This window comes from Vogesella sp. EB (assembly GCF_001037925.1).
GTDB lineage: Bacteria > Pseudomonadota > Gammaproteobacteria > Burkholderiales > Chromobacteriaceae > Vogesella > Vogesella indigofera.
This window is the reverse complement of the sequence record NZ_LFDT01000002.1, coordinates 259560-275092: the sequence shown is the minus strand read 5'-3', so window position 1 is coordinate 275092 and position 15533 is coordinate 259560. Positions and strand designations below refer to the sequence as shown.

Below are 15533 nucleotides of genomic sequence, written 5' to 3'. Positions count from 1 at the left end.
GGCGCTGTGCTTTTTCATTGGTAAAACTTGCGGCCAACCTTCGCGGTTGGACGCACTGGTGAGACAGCATGGCTAAAAAGGACTTTTACGAGGTACTGGGCGTCAATCGCGATGCGTCGGACGACGACATCAAGAAGGCCTATCGCAAGCTGGCGATGAAGTACCACCCGGACCGTAATCCGGACAGCAAGGACGCCGAAGAAAAGTTCAAGGAGGTCAAGGCCGCGTATGAAATCCTGTCCGATGGCCAGAAGCGTGCCGCCTACGACCAGTACGGCCACGCCGGGGTAGACCCGCAGGCCGGCATGGGCGGCGGCGGGGCCGGCTTTGGCGGCTTCGATTTCGGCGACATCTTCAGCGACATCTTCGGCGGCCAGCGCGGCGGTGGCGGTGGTGGTCGTTCCAATGTCTATCGCGGCTCCGACCTGCGCTACAACATGGAAATCACGCTGGAAGAAGCGGCACGCGGCTGCGAGAAGCAGATCCGCATCCCGTCGCACGAAAACTGCGACGTGTGCCACGGCTCCGGCGCCAAGCCGGGCACGCAGCCGAAGACCTGCACCACCTGCGGTGGTCATGGCCAGGTGCGCATGAGCCAGGGCTTCTTCTCCATCCAGCAGACCTGCCCGACCTGCCACGGCAGCGGCAAGCAGATCACCGATCCGTGCCACAAGTGCCACGGCGCCGGCCAGGTGAAGACGCACAAGACGCTGAACGTGAAGATCCCGGCTGGTGTCGACGAGGGCGACCGCATCCGCCTGTCCGGCGAGGGCGAACCGGGGCAGAACGGCGGCCCGGCCGGCGACCTGTTCGTGGTCACCCACATCAAGAAGCACAGCGTATTCGAGCGCGACGGCATGGATCTGCATTGCGAAATGCCGATCAGCTTCGCCACCGCGGCGCTGGGCGGCGAGGTGGAGATCCCGACCCTGGACGGCATGGTCAAGGTCAAGATCGCGTCGGAAACGCAGAGCGGCAAGGTATACCGCGTGCGCGGCAAGGGCGTGAAGTCGGTGCGGGGCCATGATGTCGGCGACCTGATGTGCCACGTCATCGTGGAAACCCCGGTCAGTCTCACCGAGCGGCAGAAGGAATTGCTGCGCGAATTCGAGGCCATCAGCCAGGGCGATGTTGCCACGCACAATCCGCGTGCCAACTCCTTCATGGACAAGCTGAAAGACTTTTTTGGCTGATTAGTGTTGTTTTCAGTTGTTTCAATGGCGCGCCGTCAAGCAAGTTTGACGGCGCGTTTTGTTTTTTGGTGCAACGATGTGCCGTTATTCTGCGGATTGTCGGACAAATAATGGCTAATGTATCCAGGCTACTATTCACGCGGAACTTGTTTCAGTAATGTTCTGCTCTCGCGAAACAGGCGCATGACCTGTGCGATAGCACGCTACAGCTTACTAGGCTGTGGCGGCCACAACACCGTCGGAGCGGGTACAGACCCTCCCTTGAAACTGAGGAGTAAACATGCAGGCAGCAGTTGATTTTCTGAATGGCTGGATCTGGAGCAAGGGATTGATCTTCCTTTGCCTGGGCGTTGGTTTGTTCTTTTCCATTCGCAGCCGTTTTGCCCAGGTGCGCCATTTCGGCGAAATGATCCGTTTGATGTTTGACGGCAAGTCCAGCGACAGCGGCGTGTCGTCGTTCCAGGCGCTGGCAATGACCCTGGCCGGTCGTGTCGGTACCGGCAACATCGCCGGTGTTGCTACCGCGATCACCTTCGGTGGCCCCGGTGCCGTGTTCTGGATGTGGATGGTTGCCTTCCTGGGCGCCAGCTCGGCCTTCGTCGAGTCCACCCTCGGCCAGATCTACAAGGAAAAGATCAACGGTGAATACCGTGGCGGTCCGGCCTTCTATATCGAGAAGGGCCTCGGCATGAAGCCGTTCGCGATCGTATTCGCCATCGCCACCATCTTCGCCTGCGGCGTGCTGCTGCCGGGTACCCAGTCCAACTCGATCGGTGCCGGCCTGCAGAACGCACTGGGCATTGACCCGAACGTGACGGCTGCCATTCTGGCGCTGATGCTGGGCTTCATCATCTTCGGTGGCGTGAAGCGTATCGCTTCCTTTGCCGAAATCGTGGTGCCGTTCATGGCGCTGGGTTACATCCTGGTGGCCTGCGTGATCGTGGCGCTGAACATTCACGAACTGCCGCACGTACTCAGCCTGATCTTCAAGAGCGCTTTCGGCTTCGATGCCGGCTTTGGTGCCATCCTGGGCATGGCGATCCAGTGGGGCGTGAAGCGTGGCGTGTACTCCAACGAAGCCGGTCAGGGTACCGGCCCGCACGCATCGTCCGCCGCTTCGGTATCGCATCCTGCCAAGCAGGGTCTGGTACAGGCGTTCTCGGTCTACATCGACACCCTGTTCGTGTGCTCCGCGACCGCCTTCATGCTGCTGATTACCGGCCAGTACAACGTACAGGGTCCGGATGGCAACGCGCTGCATACCGGTATCGCCGGTGTGGCTGCAGGCCCGGGCTATGTGCAGACCGCGATGGAAAACATCATGCCGGGCTTCGGTTCCATCTTCGTGGCCGTGGCACTGTTCTTCTTCGCTTTCACCACCATCATTGCCTACTACTACATCGCCGAAACCAACATCGCCTACCTGAGCCGCAAGGTAAACCGTCCTTGGCTGACGCTGGTGTTGAAGATCGGCATCATGGCGACCGTGGTATACGGCACCGTGAAGACCGCCGATCTGGCCTGGGGCCTGGGTGATATCGGTGTCGGCATGATGGCATGGATGAACATCGCCGCCATCCTGATGCTGCAGAAGCCGGCCTTTGTTGCGCTGCGCGACTACGAGGCGCAGCTGGCACAAGGTGTGGATCCGGTGTTCCACCCTGAAAAACTGGGTATCAAGGGCGCCGACTACTGGACCGGCCATCAGTCGGAAGACAATCTGGAAGAAGAGCGCAAGCACGGCGGTCAACCGGTCTACGACCGAGTTTGATAGACTTGCCGTCATCCGCATCATCATTGACGCCGGGGCAACCCGGCGTTTTTTCATTGGACCACCGACATGGATTTACTGCACAGCACCTGGTTCTGGATCGTGATCATCGGCGCACCGCTGGGCACCGTGCTCGGCACCCTGGCGCGGCTGTCGCAAAAACAGCCGCCGATCGAGCTGCCGCCGGGCGTGGCACCGGGCACCTACGCCCGCCGTGAACAGGCCGAGCAGGATGACGACGTCGCCTCGCGCTGACGCCGCGCGGCGTTGCGGCCAACCTTGCGCTGCCGCAAATGGCGCTGAACTTCTGCTGTGCCGGCTGTCCCAGTCTTGCTATCGTTAGCGCCTTCCTTCTGAACCGTTTGCCGCGAAAGACCCTCATGTTTGCCAACCGCTACTTCCCCGCGACCCGACTGCGTCGCATGCGCCGTGACGATTTCTCCCGCCGCCTGATGCGCGAGAACGTGCTGACCACCAACGACCTGATCTATCCGGTATTCGTGCTGGAAGGGCAGGGGCGCGAGCAGGCGGTGACGTCGATGCCGGGCGTGGTGCGCCAGAGCCTGGACAAGCTGCTGTTTACCGCCGAAGACGCGCTGCAGCTCGGCATTCCGATGCTGTCGATCTTCCCGGTGGTGGAAACCGGCAAGGACAATTCCGGCAAGGAAGCCTACAACCCGGACGGGCTGGTGCCGACCGTGGTGCGCGAGCTGAAGGCGCGTTTCCCCGAGCTTGGCATCATGACCGACCTCGCGCTTGATCCGTATACCATTCACGGTCAGGACGGCCTGCTCGACGACAGCGGCTACGTGCTGAACGACGAAACCACCGAAGTGCTGGTGCAGCAGGCGCTGTGCCACGCCGAAGCCGGCGCCGACGTACTCGGCCCGTCCGACATGATGGACGGCCGCATCGGCGCCATCCGCAGCGCGCTGGAAGAAGACGGCTACATCCACACCAGAATTCTGGCCTACAGCGCCAAGTACGCGTCCGCCTTCTACGGCCCGTTCCGCGACGCGGTCGGCTCTGCGGCCAACCTTGGCAAGGCTGACAAGTACACCTACCAGATGGACCCGGCCAACCTCGACGAGGCGATCCAGGAAGTGGCGATGGATCTGGAAGAGGGCGCCGACATGGTGATGATCAAGCCGGGCATGCCCTATCTGGACGTGATCCGCCGCATCAAGGACACCTTCAAGGTGCCGACCTACGCCTACCAGGTGTCCGGCGAATACGCGATGCTGAAAGCCGCCGCGCAGAACGGCTGGCTGGACGAAGAGAAGTGCATGATGGAAAGCCTGCTCGCCTTCAAGCGCGCCGGCGCCGACGGCATCCTCACCTACTTCGCGCTGGACGCGGCACGGCTGCTGCGTCGCTGATACACGCAGCACGCTCAGCAACAATGCGGCCAACGTTGGCCGCATTTTTCATGGGCGCAGCGTCAGGGCGCCAGCGTGCCGCTTTCCAGTTGCCGCCAGATTTGCGGCCACTGCGCCGCCCAGCAGCAGTGATGATCGAAGCCCGGAAACGAGACGATAAGCTGCTGTTGCGCCGGCGCCCGGCGGGCGAAGGACTGCGCGATGAGCGCGGGAATGACGCGATCCTGCTGGCCGAGCAGATGCCATTGCGGTATCTGCGCCAGCCGTTCGGCCGCATCCGCCGGGTTGAGCGAATGGCGCAGCGGGCTGATGCGGTGATGCTCGGTCCAGGCCTGGCTGTCCAGATTGCCGGCGACGCTGATCAGGCGGTCGACGTCCTGCCGTCTGGCGCCGACCAGCGCCGCCACCGCCGCACCGCCGGAGTAGCCGATCAGGCTTAGCTGCCTGGCGCCATAACGGTTTTTCAGCTGGCTGATCGCCTCGTCGGTGGCCTGGATCACGTCGGCGGAAAAACGGGCGTCCGTCCAGTAGCGTTGCGCGCAGCGCCGGTCTTGCGCCGCCAGATACTGACAGGGGCGGGCCAGGTACACCGCATTGCCATCGGGCTGGGCAAGGGCGAGGCGCAGCGCCAGCGGCTCGATGGGGGTCGGATCGCCGGACGCTTGCTCGCGGTTGAGCCAGGCAAAGCCGTCGCCTTCAATGTAGATGCTCAGCGGCTTGTCGGCCCGGATGTGTGCCGGGCCATAGCTGCGCAGCATGAAGGTGCTGCTGCTCAGGGTGCTCGCCTGCCAGTTGCCGGGCAGGGTCAGCGCCTGCACCGTGGTGGCGCGCTCGGCCGGCGTCGGCAGCGTGCTGCACGCGGCCAACCATAGCAGCGGCAGCAAGCGGTAGCGGAGGGCAAGGGGTCTGCTGTTGTCGGTTGTCGTCATCATGAAAAAGGCCACAACCCGGTGACGGGTTGTGGCCGGGTGAGCATGGGTTATTTAGAACGCCCAGCGTGCCTTGAGCGATGCGGTCTGGTTCAGGAAGGCTTCCCGGTGTTCGGCATCATAACGCAAGGTGATCTCGGTACCGTTGGCGGTGGTATGCGTCAGGCCGACGCCGGCTCGCGCCGACCATGGCTCCGCATCCAGGCCGTAGGTGGTAAAGGCGGCACCGGGAGCACCGGCAAAGGTGGCGGTGATGCTGGAGCGCTTAGCCATGGTGTCATAGCCGACACCCAGGTTGGCCGACAGGCTGGTGTTGTCACTCAGCTGGTGGCTGATCTTGCCGTCCAGACCCAGCACGAACTCTTCGCTGTCACGGCTGCCCACGTTCAGGTTCAGCAGGCCGGCGCCGCTTTCCTGGTAGGCCTTGTCCTTGATCCAGGTGTAGTCGGCGCGGATGGAGGGGGTGATGCTGGTGGCGGCGCTCAACTGGTAGGTGCGGCCAAGGCCGGCACCGGCGTGGGCGGTGTAGCTGGTGTACTCGGAAGTCGCGGTGCTGTTGGTAAAGGCGATGCTGCGACGGCCCTTGTTGCTGTTCTGGCCTACGTCCACCTGGAAGTTGACTTCGCTGTTGTTGCCCAGGCTGTAGCTGCCGTAGCCGACCAGCTGGAACACGTCCACATCGGCACTCTGCTTGGCCACGTTCGAGTTGCTGTCCACGTCGGCTTTGGCGTAGGCCATGGCCGTGCCAAGGCGCAGCTTGTCGTTCACGGCGCTGTCAACACCAAAGGCCACGCCGGTGGTGGTCGACTTGAAGCCGGACACGCCTTGCTGGTCATCCTGATCTGCCCACGAACCGAACGGCTTCACCCACACGTATTTGTCGCCGAAGAAACCGTCACCGGCAGACAGGCCGCGGTTGGATTCGATGCGGGCCTGGATCACCTTGTTGATGCCGGACAGCGCGTTGCCTGCTGCCGCCATGGAACCGCCGGTCAGCAGTGGCAGTGTCTGGCTGGCTGCCGCGGAGATTTCCTGGTCGGTACTCAGGTCATTGAACAGGGCTTGCAGGTTAGGGGTGGCATCAATGATGGTGGCGGCGTTCAGGGCCGGATTGTTGGACTGGTTGGTGGATGATTGCTGCACGTTGAGTGCCAAGCGACCCAGAGCATAATAAATGGCTACATCATCGGGGATTGGATCCTCGCCAGAATGGGTGTGGCTATTGTGCAGGAAGGTCCCCCACACGCTTCCTCCATCTTCCGTATAGGCGAAGACTGGCCCAGCATAGCTGCTCGTACAGCAGCCAATATCTGCAGAACCGGTATTGACGCCTGTTAGTTCTCCTGAAGCTGATGCAAGCGAGTCTGCCAAGGTGCTATTTCCCCACCAGGGTAGCGCACGCAGTTGTGTGGCGGAGGCACCAAATGAGGTTTGGGTATAGGTGATGACATAGCGCTTACCGTCCGACCCCGTGACAGTGACTTCCGTAATAGATGGCGTTGCGTAGACTGCATGACAGAGACCGGCCAACAGAAGGCTTGCTGTTATGTTTTTTACGGAAGATGTCGGGCGCATTTGTAATCCAATCTATAAAGTGTTGTTGGTATGACTGTGAGTATTGAGGGGGGTAATACAAAAAGTCAATATGACAGACACAATGTTTGATCTGGATGCAACGCCAATTGAATGGCTATGGCTTCGCGTTACTTTTAGAATGGTTGCAAGCTATTCGAGTGTGAGTGAGTCGGTGATTCTATTGGGGGCGAATAACGCGGCCAAGATTGCCAGAAGCCCTGGCTTGGAATAGCTGGCAGTCGCGCCCTGTCGCCTCGCGCACGTCCTGCAGCGGCAGGCGCTTGCTCTTGAAGTCCATGGCGCGGCAGCCGTAGGGGAAGCGGGCGTCGTGGGTGATGTAGTAGTGGACGCAAGCGCGGCAATGCGGCACGGGAGGGTTGGGGCGGTTCACGGTCGGTTCGGCGCGGGAATGGGAAACGGATTGTCGCACAGCCGAGGCTGCGGCTGCCGGGCGGGGGTAACACTCACCCGGTGAAAATCGTGCGCAACTGTCCCTGATAAAGTCGTTGGCGCGGGTCTAGAATGGTGACAGAACGATGCTTGCCGGCCCCGGCCAACGGCGCCGGCTTCCACGCTGAACAACAGGGACTCTCCCGCATGAACCACACCTATCTCGCTCATCTGCAAGCCACGCTGGCGCAAATCCGTGCCGACGGTTTCGAGAAACCGGAACGCGTGATCGCCACGCCGCAACGTGCCGGCATCACCCTGTCCGGCGGCCGCGAGGTGCTGAACTTCTGTGCCAACAACTACCTGGGCCTCGCCGACGACGCACGCCTGATCGCGGCGGCGAAACAGGGGCTGGACGACTACGGCTACGGCTGCGCCTCGGTGCGTTTCATCTGCGGCACGCAGCAGGTGCACAAGGACCTGGAGGCGGCGATCTCCGGCTTCCTCGGCACCGACGACACCATCCTCTATTCCAGCTGCTTCGATGCCAACGGCGGCGTGTTCGAGACCCTGCTCACCGAAGACGACGCGGTGATTTCCGACGAGCTGAACCACGCCTCCATCATCGACGGCGTGCGCCTGTGCAAGGCCAAGCGTTTCCGCTACAAAAACAATGACATGGCCGATCTGGAAACCCAGCTCAAGGCCGCCGAAGAGGCCGGCGCCCGCTTCAAGCTGATCGTTACCGACGGCGTGTTCTCGATGGACGGCATCATCGCCGACCTGAAAACGCTGTGCGACGTCGCCGAACGCTACGGCGCCATCGTGATGGTGGATGATTCGCACGCCGTCGGCTTCATGGGCGAGCACGGCGCCGGCACCCCGGAGCTGTGTGGCGTCAGCGACCGCGTCGACATCTACACCGGCACGCTGGGCAAGGCGCTCGGCGGCGCGTCCGGCGGTTATGTCTCCGGCCGCAAGCCGATCATCGACCTGCTGCGCCAGCGTTCGCGGCCGTACCTGTTCTCCAACACCCTGGCGCCGGCCATCGCCGCCGCCAGCCTGAAGGTGCTGCAGATCCTGGCCACGGAAGAGGGCGCTGAGCTGCGCGCCAACCTGAAGCGTAACGCCGACTACTTCCGCCAGGCGATGAGCGAGGCCGGTTTCAGCCTGGTGCCGGGCCAGCATCCGATCATTCCGGTGATGCTGGGCGACGCCAAGCTGGCCGGCGAGATGGCAGCGGCACTGCTGGCGGAAGGCGTGTTCGTCACCGGCTTCTCCTACCCGGTGGTGCCGAAAGGCAAGGCGCGCATCCGTACCCAGATGTCGGCCGGCCACAGCCTGGCGCAGGTGCAGCACACCGTGGCCGCCTTCATCAAGGTTGGCCGCGAGCTGGGCGTGATCTGATTCTTGCGGTGGCCACGGCGGCGCTGCCTGCCGCTTGGCCCGCGCGTTCCGTTTCACCGCGCCGCCGCCTGTCGCGGCGCACTACAGGATAAAACATGAAAGCTCTTGCCAAACTGCAGGCCGCTCCCGGCCTGTCGATGACCGATGTACCGCATCCGGAAGTCGGCCACAACGACCTGCTGATCAAGATCACCAAGACCGCGATCTGCGGCACCGACATCCACATCTGGAACTGGGACGACTGGGCGCAGAAGACCATTCCGGTGCCGATGCACGTCGGCCACGAGTATGTCGGCGTCGTTGCCGGCATGGGTTCGGAAGTACAGGGCTTCAAGATCGGTGACCGCGTCTCCGGCGAAGGCCACATCACCTGCGGTCACTGCCGCAACTGTCGCGCCGGCCGTCGCCACCTGTGCCGCAACACCACCGGTGTCGGCGTCAACCGCGAAGGCGCGTTTGCCGAATACCTGGTGATCCCGGCCTTCAACGCCTTCCCGATCCCGGACGACATCTCCGATGACCTGGCCTCCATCTTCGATCCGTTCGGCAACGCGGTGCACACCGCGCTGTCGTTCAACCTGGTCGGCGAGGACGTGCTGATTACCGGCGCCGGCCCGATCGGCATCATGGCGGTGGCGATTGCCAAGCACGTCGGCGCGCGCCATGTGGTGATCACCGACGTCAATGACTTCCGCCTCGATCTGGCGCGCAAGATGGGCGCCACCCGCGCGGTGAACGTGGCTAATGAAGACCTGAAAACGGTGATGCAGGAGCTGCACATGAGCGAAGGCTTCGATGTCGGCCTGGAAATGTCCGGCAACCCGCACGCCTTCCGTCAGATGCTGGAAACGATGAACCACGGTGGCAAGGTGGCGCTTTTGGGCATCCCGCCGGCCAATACTTCCATCGACTGGAACCAGGTGATCTTCAAGGGTCTGGAGATCAAGGGCATCTACGGTCGCGAGATGTTCGAGACCTGGTACAAGATGGTGGCGCTGATCCAGTCCGGGCTGGATATTTCGCCGATCATCACCCACCACTTCAAGGTCGACGATTTCGAAGCCGGCTTCGCCGCCATGCTGTCCGGACAGAGCGGCAAGGTGATTCTGGACTGGCAGTAAGCGCAATATGATGTTTGCGGCCAACCTTTGCCACAAGGTTGGCCGCAATGGATGGCAGAGCAAGGCACGATGCGGTTAGAATCGTGCCTTGTTTTTCATCTTTGAAACGCCGCGACATGCTCACTTTTCAGGAAATCATCCTCACCCTGCAGCACTACTGGAACCGTCAGGGCTGCGCCTTGCTCCAGCCGTACGATACCGAAGTGGGCGCAGGCACCTCGCATACCGCCACCTTCCTGCGCGCCCTCGGCCCGGAACCGTGGCACGCCGCCTACGTGCAGCCCAGCCGCCGTCCGAAAGACGGCCGCTACGGCGAGAACCCCAACCGCCTGTTCCAGCACCACCAGTTCCAGGTGGTACTGAAGCCGTCGCCACCGAATATCCAGGACCTGTACCTGGGCTCGCTGCGCGAGCTGGGCATCGATCCGACCGTGCACGACATCCGCTTTGTCGAGGACGACTGGGAAAACCCGACCCTAGGCGCCTGGGGGCTGGGCTGGGAAGTGTGGCTCAACGGCATGGAAGTGACGCAGTTCACCTACTTCCAGCAGGTCGGCGGCCTCGATTGCAAGCCGGTGCTGGGCGAGATCACCTACGGCCTGGAACGGCTGGCGATGTACCTGCAGGACATCGAGAACGTGTACGAGCTGGTGTGGACCTACCTGCCGGACGGCACGCCGGTGAGCTACGGCGACGTGTTCTTCCAGAACGAAGTCGAGCAGTCGCGCTTTGCCTTCGAGCACAGCAATGTCGAGCTGCTGTTCAAGCAGTTCGGCGACTACGAAGCCGAGGCCAAGCGCCTGCTGGACGCCGGGCTGCCGCTGCCCGGCTACGAGATGATTCTCAAGGCCGGCCACACCTTCAACTTGCTGGACGCGCGCGGCGCCATCTCGGTGACCGAACGTGCCGCCTACATCGGCCGCATCCGCAACCTGGCTCGTGGCGTGGCGCAAGCCTACTACGCCGCGCGCGAGGCGCTGGGCTTCCCGATGTGCAAGAAAGACTGATGCCATGAAGACGTGGGCAGCGCTGTTCTTTGTGCTGTTGGCCACGCTGGCCGCGCTCAGCTGGTATGTGCGCAGTCAGCAGGCGGAGCCGCAACCGGAAGGGCAGTTCCAGGTGTACCAGAGCGGTACCGGCCTGGAGCTGTCGCTGGAGCTGGCCACCATCGCCAACGTCAAGGACGGCCTTGTCCGTTTCGTCAACCAGGAGCGGTTCAGCGAGCGCAAGACCCAGAAAGAGCTGGGCATCCGCTATCACATCCGCCGCCTCGAAGGCCGTGCCGACTGCAACGCGCGCCAGTATGCGTTCATCAGCGCCTCGTACTGGACCGCCAGTGGCCAGCACGTGTACACGCAGATGTTCCCGTTGCAGCGTTTCAACTGGACCTTCGTGCCGGTGGTCGCCGATTCGACGGCCGATACCATGCTGCGCCTGGTGTGCCGACTCGCCCCCAATGCTCCTAGCTTGAAGATTGAATGACCATGACTGCTACCCTGTTGATCGAGCTGCTCACCGAAGAGCTGCCGCCGAAAGCACTGGAAAAGCTGGCCGCCAGCTTTGCCGATACCATTACCGACGAACTGAAAAAACTGCAGTTCGTGGCCAGCAACGTGCAGTCGCACGTGTTTGCCAGCCCGCGCCGTCTGGCGGTGCAGATCCCGGCCGTCGCCGCCATCCAGCCCGAGCAGCACAGCGTGCGCCGCGGCCCGGCGGTCGCCAGCGGCATGAAGGACGGCCAGCCGACCCCGGCACTGGCCGGCTTCGCCCGCTCCTGCGGCGTGGAAGTGAGCCAGCTTTCCACCGTGCACGACGGCAAGCAGGACGTGTACGCCTATGAATCGACCAAGGCCGGCGAAAGCCTGTCCGCGGTACTGTCCGGCATCGTCGCCAGCGCGCTGAAAAAGCTGCCGGCGCCGAAGCTGATGCGCTGGGGCGACCTCGACGTGCAGTTCGTGCGCCCGGTACACGGCCTGGTGATGCTGCACGGCGAGCAAATCGTCGCCGGCGAAGTGCTGGGGCTGCAAAGCGGCAACGTCACCCGCGGCCACCGCTTCCTGTCCGCCGGTGAGGTGACCATCCCGAGCGCCGACGCCTACCCGCGCACGCTGGCGGAAGAGGGCAAGGTGATCGCCAGCTTCCTCGCCCGCCGCGAGCTGGTGCGCCAGCGCCTGTCGCACGCCGCCGCCAAGCTGAACGCCACCATCGCCGCACCGGACGCGCTGTTCGATGAAGTGACCGGGCTGGTGGAGTGGCCAGTGGTGCTGGAAGCCGGTTTCGAGGCCGAGTTCCTGAACGTGCCGCAGGAATGCCTGATCCTGACCATGCAGCAGAACCAGAAGTACTTCCCGCTGCTCGATAGCAACGGCAAGCTGATGAACCGCTTCCTGCTGGTGTCCAACCTGGAAACCGACGACCCGCGCTTCATCATCGGCGGTAACGAGCGCGTGCTGCGCGCGCGCCTGTCCGACGCCAAGTTCTTCTACGAGCAGGACCAGAAGCACCGCCTCGACAGCCGCCTGCCACGCCTGGAACACGTGGTCTACCACAACAAGATCGGCAACCAGCTGGAACGCATTACCCGCCTGACCAGCATCGCGTCCGCGATTGCCGCCAAGCTCGGCGCCGACAGCTCGCTGGCCGGTCGCGCCGCGTATCTGGCCAAGGCCGATCTGGTGTCCGACATGGTCGGTGAATTCCCGGAACTGCAGGGCATCATGGGCCGCTACTACGCGCGCCTGGACGGTGAAGACGAGGTGGTGGCCGACGCCATCGAAGGCCACTACCACCCGCGCTTTGCCGGTGACAGCCTGCCGCAGGGTGCCATCGCCACCGCGGTGGCCCTGGCCGACAAGCTGGAAACCATCGTCGGCATCTGGGGCATCGGCCTGATCCCGACCGGCGACAAGGACCCGTTCGCACTGCGCCGTGCCGCACTGGGCGTGCTGCGCATGGTGCTGGAACATCCGCTGGACCTGAAGGCGCTGATCAGCGATGCCGCCGACGCCTTCCCGGCCGGCCTGTTGTCCGCCACCGTGGTGGACGAGGTGTACGCCTTCTGCCTGGAGCGCCTGAAGAACTACCTCGCCAATGACTACAAGGGCGACGAGATCGACGCCGTGCTGGCGCTGGCACCGACGCAGCTGAACGAAGTGGGCGCCATCCTGGCCGCCGTCGCGCAGTTCAAGGCGCTGCCGGAAGCCGCAACGTTGGCCGCAGCCAACAAGCGCGTGAAGAACATCCTGAAGAAGACCGAGGGCGACATCGCCGCGGTGAACCCGGCGCTGTTTGCCGAGGACGCCGAGCGCGCGTTGTTTGCGGCGGTGGAAGCGCTGGCTCCTGCGGTGGACGCCAAGTTTGCCGCCCACGACTTCGCCGGCGCGCTGACCCAGCTGGCCTCGCTGCGTGCGCCGGTGGATGCCTTCTTCGACGGCGTGATGGTGATGGCCGACGATCTGGCGGTACGCGCCAACCGCATCGCGCTGTTGGCAAGGTTGGCCGCACTGTTCAACCGCGTGGCCGACATCTCGCTGTTGGCCGAGTAAGGCGCGGCGCCGCTGGCGCCAGTACCCGCCTGACCGGCTCCCCGCAAACCGGGGCATCGCACGATGCTCCGGTTTGTGTTGCCGGGGCGGCGGGCACGATGGCCGGCAGTACGCTGCCGGTTTTGTGGGGCTTGCGGTCGTGACCGTGGCCAGAACTAGGAGTGTTGCTTGAAACTCGTCATCCTCGATCGTGACGGCGTGATCAACGAAGATCGCGACGATTTCGTCAAAAACACCATGGAATGGCAGCCGCTGCCGAAGAGCTGCGACGCCATCGCCAACCTGACCCAGGCTGGCTGGCACGTGGTGGTCGCCACCAACCAGTCCGGCATCGGCCGCGGCCTGTTCGACATGCACGCGCTCAATGCGATGCACGAGAAGATGCACCGGCTGGTGGGGCAGGCCGGTGGCCGCATCGATGCGGTGGTGTTCTGTCCGCACACCGCCGACGACCAGTGCCGCTGCCGCAAGCCGCAGCCTGGCATGGTCGAAGACATCATGGCGCGCTTCAATGTGCGCGGCGAAGGCCTGCCGATGGTCGGCGACAGCCTGCGCGACCTGCAGGCGATTGACGCGGTCGGTGGCCGGCCACTGTTGGTGAAGACCGGCAAGGGCCTGCGTACGCTGGAAAAAGGCGGCCTGCCGGAGGGCACGCAGGTGTTCGACAACCTGTTTTCCGCCGCCGACTACCTGATTAACCTGGAAAACTGAACTGCCCATGTTGCTGATTCGTAACCTGATCTACTGGCTGCTGGTGGCCATCGTCACGCCGCTGTTCTTCCTCGGCCTGTTCATCGGCGCGCCGTTGCCGCGCCGCACCCGTCACGTGATCGGCGAGAGCTGGGCACGGCTGTTGACCTGGCTGCTGTGGCACGTGATCGGCCTGCGCTACCGCGTGATCGGTGCCGAGAACATCGTCAAGGAGCCGGCGATCATCTGCGCCAAGCACCAGTCCGGCTGGGAAACGCTGGCGCTGCAGGAGATCTTTCCGTCGCAGGTGTTCGTTGCCAAGAAGGAGCTGCTGTGGATTCCGTTCTTCGGCTGGGGGCTGGCGCTGACCAACCCGATCACCATCAACCGTTCCGATCGCGCCAATGCCAACCGCCGCATGCTGGAGCAGGGCACCAACCGCAAACAGCACGGCTTCTGGATCAGCGTGTTTCCGGAAGGCACCCGCACCCGCCCCGGTGAGGCCGGCAAGTACAAGCTGGGCGCGGCGCGGATGGCGAAGCAGCTGGCCATGCCGCTGGTGCCGGTGGCGCACAATGCCGGCGAATTCTGGCCGCGCAACGCCTTCCTCAAGCATCCGGGCGAGATCACGCTGGTGATCGGCCCGGCGATCTATCCGCGCGACGATGTCGGCCCGGAAGCGATGACGCGGCAGGCGGAAGCCTGGATCGAGGCGCGCCAGCGCGAGATCGGCGGCGTCGGCCCGTTTGCCCACCCCGATGAACGCAAAGCACGCGCCGCTTAATCTGCAGCTGCCGCACGGCGCGGTGACGGTGCGCCTGATCCGGCGCGCGCGGCAGAGCGTCGGCATTCGCATCAAGCACGGCGAGGTGGAGCTGATCGCGCCGCCGGCGGTGCCGCTGGCCTACCTGCAAGAGGTGCTGGCCAGCAAGCACGACTGGATCGCCCGCCATCTGGCGCGCCACCACGCCGAGCAGGGCGAGCGCGCGCTGACGCAGGGCCAGGTGCTGCTGGGTGGCGAGAGCTACCGCCTGCACTGCGTCGCCGCCAGCCGCCACCAGGCGCAGTTGGTCGGCGACACCCTGCACCTGGCCGGGCCGATGCTGGAACAACCGGCGCGGCTGGCCGCCAGCGTGGTCGGTTATTTGCAGCAGCAGGCGCGGCAGCGTTTTGCCGCACGGCTGGCACTGTGGCAGCCGCGTGCTGCGCGACCGCTGTCCGGCTGGGGCCTGTCCTCGGCGCGCACGCGCTGGGGCAGCTGCACCGGCCGCGGCGTGGTGCGCCTCAACTGGCGGCTGGTGCAGGCGCCGGAATCGGTGCTCGACTACGTGATCGCCCACGAGCTGGCGCATCTGCTGCACATGAACCATTCGCCGGCGTTCTGGGCCGAAGTCGGCCGCCTCTATCCCGGCTGGCACGGCGCACGGCAGTGGCTGAAGCAGCATGGCGACAGCCTGTTCCGCTACGGCTGAGCGCAAACACACTGTTCTGGCCGGTGCGGGCTTTGCTTTCGCCGGCGCCATCCCCATCTGA

The 15533-nt window shown here is 63.7% G+C and carries 14 protein-coding genes; 12 read left to right on the top strand and 2 right to left on the bottom strand.

Features of this window, described 5'->3' with window-relative positions; translation table 11 throughout:
• The first annotated feature begins 68 nt into the window (after window positions 1–68).
• The 4 genes from dnaJ to hemB all read left to right on the top strand — a co-directional run bounded on the left by dnaJ (window position 69) and on the right by hemB (window position 4343).
• A complete protein-coding gene (gene dnaJ, locus ACG97_RS02755; protein WP_047965764.1) occupies window positions 69–1193 on the top strand; it encodes a molecular chaperone DnaJ in 1125 nt (374 codons plus the stop codon).
• Window positions 1194–1473: 280 nt separating this feature from the next.
• Window positions 1474–2964, top strand: a complete 1491-nt coding sequence (locus ACG97_RS02750) for a sodium:alanine symporter family protein (RefSeq protein ID WP_047965763.1) — start codon at window positions 1474–1476, stop codon at window positions 2962–2964.
• A 69-nt stretch (window positions 2965–3033) separates the two neighbouring features.
• Window positions 3034–3219 (top strand): hypothetical protein, encoded by a 186-nt coding sequence (locus ACG97_RS02745; protein ID WP_047965762.1) that lies wholly within the window; start codon window positions 3034–3036, stop codon window positions 3217–3219.
• Window positions 3220–3344: 125 nt separating this feature from the next.
• The gene (gene hemB / locus ACG97_RS02740) at window positions 3345–4343 is read left to right on the top strand and encodes a porphobilinogen synthase (protein WP_047965761.1); all 999 of its coding nucleotides are present in this window, start codon (window positions 3345–3347) and stop codon (window positions 4341–4343) included.
• 62 nt (window positions 4344–4405) lie between these two features.
• Here hemB and ACG97_RS02735 read toward each other — a convergent pair whose 3' ends face one another.
• Window positions 4406–5275 (bottom strand): hypothetical protein, encoded by an 870-nt coding sequence (locus tag ACG97_RS02735; RefSeq protein WP_202902690.1) that lies wholly within the window; start codon window positions 5273–5275, stop codon window positions 4406–4408.
• A 51-nt stretch (window positions 5276–5326) separates the two neighbouring features.
• Entirely contained in the window at window positions 5327–6847 is a 1521-nt protein-coding gene (locus ACG97_RS02730; RefSeq protein ID WP_082133624.1) for an autotransporter outer membrane beta-barrel domain-containing protein, read from the bottom strand.
• Window positions 6848–7444: 597 nt separating this feature from the next.
• Between ACG97_RS02730 and ACG97_RS02725 the strand changes: the two genes are divergently transcribed.
• The 8 genes from ACG97_RS02725 to ACG97_RS02690 all read left to right on the top strand — a co-directional run bounded on the left by ACG97_RS02725 (window position 7445) and on the right by ACG97_RS02690 (window position 15472).
• Window positions 7445–8644 (top strand): glycine C-acetyltransferase, encoded by a 1200-nt coding sequence (locus ACG97_RS02725; RefSeq protein ID WP_047965760.1) that lies wholly within the window; start codon window positions 7445–7447, stop codon window positions 8642–8644.
• 95 nt (window positions 8645–8739) lie between these two features.
• Entirely contained in the window at window positions 8740–9765 is a 1026-nt protein-coding gene (tdh, locus tag ACG97_RS02720; protein ID WP_047965759.1) for an L-threonine 3-dehydrogenase, read from the top strand.
• Between the two features lie 116 nt (window positions 9766–9881).
• A complete protein-coding gene (gene glyQ / locus ACG97_RS02715; RefSeq protein ID WP_047965816.1) occupies window positions 9882–10772 on the top strand; it encodes a glycine--tRNA ligase subunit alpha in 891 nt (296 codons plus the stop codon).
• A 4-nt stretch (window positions 10773–10776) separates the two neighbouring features.
• Complete coding sequence (locus ACG97_RS02710; RefSeq protein WP_047965758.1) at window positions 10777–11247, top strand: surface-adhesin E family protein; 471 nt, start codon at window positions 10777–10779, stop codon at window positions 11245–11247.
• A 2-nt stretch (window positions 11248–11249) separates the two neighbouring features.
• Window positions 11250–13310 carry a glycine--tRNA ligase subunit beta gene (gene glyS, locus ACG97_RS02705; RefSeq protein ID WP_047965815.1) on the top strand — a complete coding sequence of 687 codons (2061 nt, stop codon included), beginning with the start codon at window positions 11250–11252 and terminating at the stop codon, window positions 13308–13310.
• Between the two features lie 168 nt (window positions 13311–13478).
• Entirely contained in the window at window positions 13479–14021 is a 543-nt protein-coding gene (gene gmhB, locus ACG97_RS02700; protein WP_047965757.1) for a D-glycero-beta-D-manno-heptose 1,7-bisphosphate 7-phosphatase, read from the top strand.
• Between the two features lie 7 nt (window positions 14022–14028).
• Complete coding sequence (locus ACG97_RS02695; RefSeq protein ID WP_047965756.1) at window positions 14029–14784, top strand: 1-acyl-sn-glycerol-3-phosphate acyltransferase; 756 nt, start codon at window positions 14029–14031, stop codon at window positions 14782–14784.
• Window positions 14759–15472, top strand: a complete 714-nt coding sequence (locus ACG97_RS02690; RefSeq protein WP_047965755.1) for a M48 family metallopeptidase — start codon at window positions 14759–14761, stop codon at window positions 15470–15472. The genes ACG97_RS02695 and ACG97_RS02690 overlap by 26 nt, the downstream gene beginning before the upstream one ends.
• Window positions 15473–15533 lie beyond the last annotated feature (61 nt).

Coding starts and splice junctions, on each gene's coding strand:
- ACG97_RS02725 (WP_047965760.1), top strand. CDS start 7,445: ATGAACCACACCTATCTCGCTCATCTGCAAGCCACGCTGGCGCAAATC.
- ACG97_RS02750 (WP_047965763.1), top strand. CDS start 1,474: ATGCAGGCAGCAGTTGATTTTCTGAATGGCTGGATCTGGAGCAAGGGA.
- ACG97_RS02730 (WP_082133624.1), bottom strand. CDS start 6,847: ATGCGCCCGACATCTTCCGTAAAAAACATAACAGCAAGCCTTCTGTTG.
- glyS (WP_047965815.1), top strand. CDS start 11,250: ATGACTGCTACCCTGTTGATCGAGCTGCTCACCGAAGAGCTGCCGCCG.
- ACG97_RS02735 (WP_202902690.1), bottom strand. CDS start 5,275: ATGATGACGACAACCGACAACAGCAGACCCCTTGCCCTCCGCTACCGC.
- ACG97_RS02695 (WP_047965756.1), top strand. CDS start 14,029: ATGTTGCTGATTCGTAACCTGATCTACTGGCTGCTGGTGGCCATCGTC.
- hemB (WP_047965761.1), top strand. CDS start 3,345: ATGTTTGCCAACCGCTACTTCCCCGCGACCCGACTGCGTCGCATGCGC.
- ACG97_RS02745 (WP_047965762.1), top strand. CDS start 3,034: ATGGATTTACTGCACAGCACCTGGTTCTGGATCGTGATCATCGGCGCA.
- dnaJ (WP_047965764.1), top strand. CDS start 69: ATGGCTAAAAAGGACTTTTACGAGGTACTGGGCGTCAATCGCGATGCG.
- glyQ (WP_047965816.1), top strand. CDS start 9,882: ATGCTCACTTTTCAGGAAATCATCCTCACCCTGCAGCACTACTGGAAC.
- tdh (WP_047965759.1), top strand. CDS start 8,740: ATGAAAGCTCTTGCCAAACTGCAGGCCGCTCCCGGCCTGTCGATGACC.
- ACG97_RS02690 (WP_047965755.1), top strand. CDS start 14,759: ATGAACGCAAAGCACGCGCCGCTTAATCTGCAGCTGCCGCACGGCGCG.
- ACG97_RS02710 (WP_047965758.1), top strand. CDS start 10,777: ATGAAGACGTGGGCAGCGCTGTTCTTTGTGCTGTTGGCCACGCTGGCC.